The 7,044-nt window shown below is 61.2% G+C and carries 5 protein-coding genes and 1 pseudogene; all 6 read left to right on the forward strand.

Features of this window, described 5'->3' with window-relative positions:
- Positions 1–221 (forward strand): annotated as a pseudogene (locus ABJF10_RS28030) (ATPase); the annotation flags it as partial.
- Position 222: 1 nt separating this feature from the next.
- The gene (locus tag ABJF10_RS28035; RefSeq protein ID WP_348547923.1) at positions 223–837 is read left to right on the forward strand and encodes a hypothetical protein; all 615 of its coding nucleotides are present in this window, start codon (positions 223–225) and stop codon (positions 835–837) included.
- Positions 834–1,340 carry an RpiB/LacA/LacB family sugar-phosphate isomerase gene (locus ABJF10_RS28040; protein ID WP_348547924.1) on the forward strand — a complete coding sequence of 169 codons (507 nt, stop codon included), beginning with the start codon at positions 834–836 and terminating at the stop codon, positions 1,338–1,340. The genes ABJF10_RS28035 and ABJF10_RS28040 overlap by 4 nt, the downstream gene beginning before the upstream one ends.
- Before the next feature lie 110 nt (positions 1,341–1,450).
- Positions 1,451–2,371, forward strand: a complete 921-nt coding sequence (locus ABJF10_RS28045) for an iron dependent repressor, metal binding and dimerization domain protein (RefSeq protein ID WP_348547925.1) — start codon at positions 1,451–1,453, stop codon at positions 2,369–2,371.
- Entirely contained in the window at positions 2,368–4,638 is a 2,271-nt protein-coding gene (gene feoB, locus ABJF10_RS28050) for a ferrous iron transport protein B (RefSeq protein ID WP_348547926.1), read from the forward strand. The genes ABJF10_RS28045 and feoB overlap by 4 nt, the downstream gene beginning before the upstream one ends.
- Positions 4,639–4,652: 14 nt before the next feature.
- Positions 4,653–7,044 (forward strand): alpha-glucan family phosphorylase (gene glgP, locus ABJF10_RS28055; RefSeq protein ID WP_348547927.1); only part of this gene is annotated, 2,392 nt, incomplete at its 3' end.

The raw sequence follows: 7,044 nt of genomic DNA on the forward strand, positions 1-7,044 counted from the left end.
AGATCACGCTCAGCGACGCGGCGAAGGAATACATCGCCCGCGAAGGCTACGACCCCGTGTATGGCGCGCGTCCGCTGAAGCGCTTCCTCCAGCGCCGGATCGAGACTCCGCTTTCACGCAAGCTCATCGCCGGCGAGATCACCGATGGCAGTCATGTCACCGTGGAGCTGAAAACTGACGAATTAGTCTTCGCTACCACCGTCCTCAAGTTGGCCGCTTGATATGGGTGAAAGACTCGAAGCCTTGCTCGGTCAAAAGCGGTTCTTGGAGCAGGAGTTAATTCGTGAAGCCCGAAAAAAGGAGGCCGAGTTCTGCTACGAAGTCCACGAGAAGGCGGTGCATTTTACCGAGGCAGCTAGAGTCAGGCACAAGCAGCTCCGGCTCAGTGTTCACTGCTATCTGCTGGACTCCAGTTTTCTCGTCCTGCTCACGGCACCGGTCATTTGGATGTGCTTAATCCCCATCGGCCTCCTTGACCTGATCGGTTCCATCTATCAGGCGGTGTGTTTTCCGATCTACGGCATACCGAAGGTTGTTCGGCGTGAATACCTGACGTTTGACCGCCATCACCTCACCTATCTCAACTTTATCGAGAAGCTGAACTGCGAATACTGCGCCTACGGCAACGGCATCCTCGCTTACTTCACCGAGATCGCCGCTCGCACCGAACAGCACTGGTGTCCCATCAAACATGCGGGCTGCTCGAAATGTGCCCACAGCCGATACAAAAACTTCGTCGAGTTCGGCGACGCTGAGAAATGCCGGCAGCACGTCGAAGAAATTCGACGGTCTTATCAGGACATCAAAAACCACGAAAGCCCTCGAGAGGCAAAATGACTGACATCCCGACGGTCTGTCCTCAACCGCAGCAACTCATTGGCATCGCCGCTGATCACGGCGGCTATGAGTTAAAGCAATATCTGCTCGGGAGGTTGCGCGAGGCCGGTCATCAAGTGATCGACTTCGGCGACCGCCAGCCGGAGCCGGCCGATGACTATCCAGACTTCATCGTGCCGCTAGCTCGCGGGGTCGCTGGTGGAGACGTAACGCTTGGCGTGGCCATTTGTGGAAGTGGCGTCGGCGCATCGGTCGCTGCGAATAAGGTGCCGGGCGTCCGCGCCTGTCTGATCCATGAAACCTTCTCGGCGCATCAGGGTGTCGAGGACGATGATCTGAACATGATCTGCCTTGGCGGGTTGGTGGTTGGCCACGCGCTGGCGTGGGAGTTGGTGCGGACATTTCTCGCGGCGCGATTCAGTGGCGCGGAGCGCCATCGTCGCCGTCTGACAAAGATCGCTGAGCTTGAAAGCCAGTGCGCTGATCGGAGCCAAAGTCTGTGACTACGGTCGCTCCCATTTTCCTAACGCTTTCTGCCATCCTCGGAGGAATCATCGTCGCCGCGTTGGCTTGGCCCGGGATCGGCCTGGTAGCGAGAAATCGGCGACGGCGCGTGAACGCGGGACGGATCCAACGCGAGGATGCGCTCAAACATCTCTGCAATACCGAGGCCGGCGGACGGCGCCCGACTCTGCATAGCTTGGCGGGGGCGCTCAATATTAAGCCGGACAACACGGGCGCGCTACTGCGCGATATGGACCAGAAGGGATTCGTGAGCTTCGCGTCGGGTGAGTTGGCACTGACTCCGAAAGGGCGATCCGAGGGATTGCAGGTCATCCGCGCGCATCGACTGTGGGAATGCCATTTGGCGGAGGAAACCGGCATTCATGCGACGGGCTGGCACGCTCGCGCGGAACGGCGGGAGCATTGGATGTCGCCCGCGGAAGTGGACGCCCTTTCGGCGCAGCTCGGCAATCCGACGCACGATCCGCACGGCGATCCGATTCCGACCGCGGGAGGCGATCTGGCGAAGGATGGCGGTGAGGCGCTGAACGCGTTGGTTCCCGGCAGAGCGGCGCGCGTCGTTCACATCGAAGACGAGCCGGCGAACCTTTATGCGCAGCTCGCAGCTCTGAATTTGCGACCTGGGATGAGGGTTGAGATTCGCGACAAGAACGAGGAACGGATTCGCTTCTCAGCGGACGGTGCGGAGCACGAGATCACGCCGATTCTCGCCCATCAAATCGAAGTGCTGCCGCTGCCTGAAACGGAAGTGGGGGAAGGCGTGGAGACGCTCGCCAGCTATCAGCCCGGTGAACGCGCGACAGTGCTGGGACTGGCGCGAGGTTCGCACGGATCGGAGCGGCGCCGGTTGCTCGATCTAGGCTTTGTTGCGGGCACCGCGGTCGAGGTGGAGATGGTGAGTCCGAGCGGCGAACCGACCGCCTATATGGTGCGCGGCACAGTCATCGCGCTGCATCGCGAGCAAGCGGGGCTCTTGCTTGTGAAATCAGCCGAGGCCCTGAAATCATGAGCACTTCCATTCTGGAGCCCGCGCCTGCTGCGGCGTGCGCGGCGTGTTCGACATATCGCGCGGCGCGGTTGAAGAAGTTGGGTCTCGATTTGCAGGCGTCGGATTTCGTCATCGCGCTGGCGGGTAATCCCAATACCGGCAAGAGCACCGTCTTCAACGCGCTCACCGGACTCCGCCAGCACACCGGCAACTGGCCGGGCAAAACCGTGGCGCGGGCGGAAGGTGGTTATGAATTCGGCGGCAAGCGCTTCAAGCTGGTCGATCTGCCGGGCACGTATTCGCTGATGGCGGGCAGTCCCGATGAGGAGATCGCGCGGGATTTTATTCTTTTCGGCGAGCCGGAAGTCACGGTGGTCGTGGTCGACGCCAGCCGCCTGGAGCGCAACTTGAACCTTGCGCTGCAAGTCCTGGAGATCACCGATCGCGTGGTGGTCTGCTTCAATCTCATCGACGAAGCACGGCGGCGTGGACTGGAGGTTGATACGCGGTGCTTGTCTCGCGATTTGGGCGTGCCAGTCGTAGCGACATCGGCGCGGTTTGGCGAAGGGATGCCGGAGCTGCTCCAAGCCATCGACGACGTGGCCGCCGGGCGTTTCGTCTGCCAGCCGCATCGTTTGGAAAATCAGCCACAGGATCTGAAGTCGGCGATTGCGACGGTGGCTTCGCAACTGCTCGCCGTGCATCCCGGATTGCCGAACGGACGATGGGTTGCGATGCAATTGCTCGACGGTGATGAATCGATCGCCGCCGCGCTGCGCAGCGGCGAACTCGGTCAGATGGAACGAGTCGAAGTGCCGACGGCAACGGATTCGACAGCGAACACGACCGTCATCGACGCACCGCCTTCGGTCGAGGCGATCGAGAAAATCCTCCAGACTGCGGATAGTCTTCGCCGGCAGGTCGGCACGCAGTTCCACGAGCGCATCGTGGAAGCGATCTACGCCGATGCCGCACGTCTCGCCGACCGCGCCGTCACGCGTCCCGGCGCGAAGCAGTACTTCGATTTCGACCGGACGATTGATCGTGTCGTCACAAGCCGCGTGTGGGGTTTCCCGGTCATGGTGCTGCTCTTCGCGCTGATGTTCTGGCTGACGATCAGCGGCGCAAATGTACCGTCACGTTGGTTGGCCGCGCTGCTGCTGGACACCGTCTATCCCATGCTCCAGCACTTCACCGCTCAGATGGGCTGGCCGTGGTGGCTGCGAGGTCTGACCGTCGATGGCATGTATTTGGCCACTGCGTGGGTCGTAAGTGTGATGCTTCCGCCGATGGCGATCTTCTTTCCGCTCTTCACATTGCTGGAAGACCTGGGCTATCTCCCGCGCGTCGCGTTCAACATGGACGGGCTTTTCAAAAAAGCCGGAGCGCACGGCAAACAGGCCATGACGATGATGATGGGCTTTGGCTGCAACGCGGCGGGCGTGGTCGCCACACGTATCATCGACAGCCCGCGCGAACGCCTCATCGCGATCATCACGAACAACTTCTCGCTCTGCAACGGTCGCTGGCCCACGCAGATTCTCATCGCCGCGTTATTTATCGGAGCGCTCGTGCCCGCGCCTGCAGCCGGGCTGATCTCGGCACTGGCGGTGATGAGCGTGGCCGGTCTCGGCGTGGTACTGACGTTCGTCGCGTCGTGGGCGCTCTCCCGCACGGCTTTGAAAGGCGAACCCTCGATCTTCAGCCTCGAACTGCCGCCCTACCGGCCACCGCGCATTCTCCAGACGATCTACACGTCGCTCATCGAGCGCACGCTCATCGTGCTCTGGCGCGCGGTCGTCTTCGCTCTGCCGGCGGGCGCGGTCATCTGGCTGAGCGCCAATGTGCATTTCGGCGGAGTCAGCGTTGCCGAGTATGTGATCCATTTTCTCAATCCGCTCGGCGTCCTCATCGGGCTCAACGGCGTGATCCTGCTCGCTTACATCATCGCGATTCCCGCCAATGAAATCGTCATTCCCGTCGTGCTCATGATGACGGTCCTCATCACCAAGACCGCGGGCCTCGGCCGCGGTGCCGGAGTGATGTTTGAAATGCAGTCGCATCCCCAGTTGTTGAGTCTCCTGCACGCCGGCGGTTGGACGCTGCTGACGGCGGTGAACCTCATGCTCTTCAGTCTCGTGCATAACCCGTGCAGCACGACGATCTACACGATCTACAAGGAAACCAGGAGCGCCAAGTGGACCGCTATGGCGGCGCTGATGCCGCTCGCGCTTGGCTTCGTCCTCACCTTCGCGGTCGCGCAGGTCTGGCGGCTGTTTGTCCACTAAGAAACGATCCATCCATGAGCACACCAACGCGCGTGAGTTATCCGCTATACTCACACTTACCTACCGACATCGACGGCTTCGACTCCCTTGCTGAGTTGGCCCTGGATCTTCGCTGGTCGTGGAACCATCAGGCCGACGCGGTGTGGCGGCGGCTCGACGACAGGCTGTGGGAACTCACGCAGAATCCATGGGTGGTTTTGCAGACGGTCTCGCGGGACAAAGTGGTGCGGGCTCTGGCCGATCCGGAGTTCCGTCGAAAGATTGATTACCTCTTGAATGCCGAGCGCGAAGTGGAGAAAGCACCGGGATGGTTTCAGCAACGGAAACCGCAGGCGCCCCTGACTTGTGTGGCGTATTTCAGCATGGAGTTCATGTTGTGTGAAGCATTGCCGATTTACTCCGGCGGCCTCGGCAATGTGGCTGGCGATCAGCTCAAAGCGGCCAGCGATCTGGGCGTGCCGGTGGTCGGCGTGGGGTTGCTCTATCAGCGCGGATATTTCCGACAGGTGATCGACAAAGACGGCGCGCAACAGGCGCTCTATCCCTACAACGATCCTGGGCAGTTGCCGATCACGCCCGTGCGCCACGCGAACGGCGAGTGGTTGCGACTGGAGATTGCCTTGCCCGGATATTCGGTCTGGCTGCGGGCGTGGCAGGTGCAGGTCGGGCGGGTAAAGCTTTACCTGCTCGACAGCAATGACGCGGCGAACTATCCGGCGCATCGCGGCATTACCAGCGAACTGTACGGCGGCGGACCGGAGGTGCGGCTCATGCAAGAGCTAATCCTCGGGATCGGCGGCTGGCGGCTGCTAACTGCGCTCGGCATTCAACCGGAGGTCTGTCACTTGAATGAAGGCCATGCCGCCTTCGCGGTGCTGGAGCGTGCGCGCAATTTCATGGAAGCGAACGGGCAGTCATTTGAAGTTGCGCTGGCCGTCACGCGCGCAGGGAACCTCTTCACCACGCACACGGCAGTGGCGGCGGGCTTTGATCGCTTCGCACCGGCGCTCATCGAGCAATACCTCGGCAGATACACTGTGCGCGATCTCGGTATCTCACTTCACGACTTGCTCGCGATGGGTCGTCTGAATCCGAACGACTTGTCCGAGAGCTTCAACATGGCCTACCTTGCGATCCGAGGCAGCGGCGCGGTGAATGGGGTGAGCCGCCTGCACGGCCAGGTGAGCCGCCACCTATTCCAGCCGCTCTTTCCGCGCTGGCCGGAGGACGAAGTGCCGGTCGGACATGTGACCAATGGAGTCCACATGCCAAGCTGGGACTCCGCATCCGCTGACGAACTGTGGACAAAAGCTTGTGGAAAAGATCGCTGGCTGGGGATGGCGGAAAATCTGGAGCGCGATATTCGCCAGGTATCTGACACGAGCCTTTGGTCATTTCGCATCGCCGCCAGCAAAGCACTGGTAGAATTCACCCGCGAACGATTGTCCCAGCAGCTCGCGGTCTCGGGGGCTCTGCCCGCGGCGCTGGAGGAAGCCAGGCATCTCTTTGATCCGAGCGTCCTGACGCTCGGCTTTGCCCGGCGCTTCGCGACTTACAAACGACCTAATCTGTTACTCCACGACCCGGAACGGCTGCTGCGTCTCTTGTCCAATCCACAGCGCCCGGTGCAACTCATCCTCGCGGGTAAGGCCCACCCGGCGGACCTCCCCGGCCAGGCGCTGATTCAGCAATGGACTCACTACATCCGACGGCCCGAGGTTCGCGCCCATGTCGTCTTTCTCAGCGACGACGACATGCATGTCACCGAGCACCTCGTGCAGGGTGTCGATGTCTGGATCAACACGCCGCGACGGCCCTGGGAAGCCTGCGGAACGAGCGGCATGAAGGTGCTGGTCAACGGCGGCATCAATCTCTCCGAGCTGGACGGTTGGTGGGCGGAAGCCTACCTCCCGGACCTTGGCTGGGCGCTGGGCGACGGAAATGAACATGGCGATGATCCCGCGTGGGACGCCGCGGAAGCGGAGCGGCTCTACGAGGTGCTGGAACGAGAGGTCGTCCCAGAGTTTTACTCGCGCGACGACGATGGCATTCCCAAGACTTGGGTGGCGCGGATGCGGGAGAGTATGGCGCGGTTGACTCCCCATTTCTCCGCCGATCGCACGGTCCGTGAATACACTGAGCAGCACTACATGCCCGCAGCGGAGAACTATCATCTGCGCGCATCCGACAAAGGTGCAGCGGCCAGGAAGATGGTCGAATGGAAGCAAACGCTGGAATGGAAATGGGCGAGGCTTCGGTTTGGCGAGATGAAGATGGAAACGAAAGACGACGCACACCAATTTGAAGTGCAGGTCCATCTCGACGGCCTCGATCCTCATACCGTGCGGGTAGAGCTTTACGCCGATGGCATCGTGGGCCGAGCGGGCGAGCGCAGGGAGATGCAGC

The sequence above is a fragment of the Chthoniobacter sp. genome, assembly GCF_040003245.1.
GTDB lineage: Bacteria > Verrucomicrobiota > Verrucomicrobiia > Chthoniobacterales > Chthoniobacteraceae > Chthoniobacter.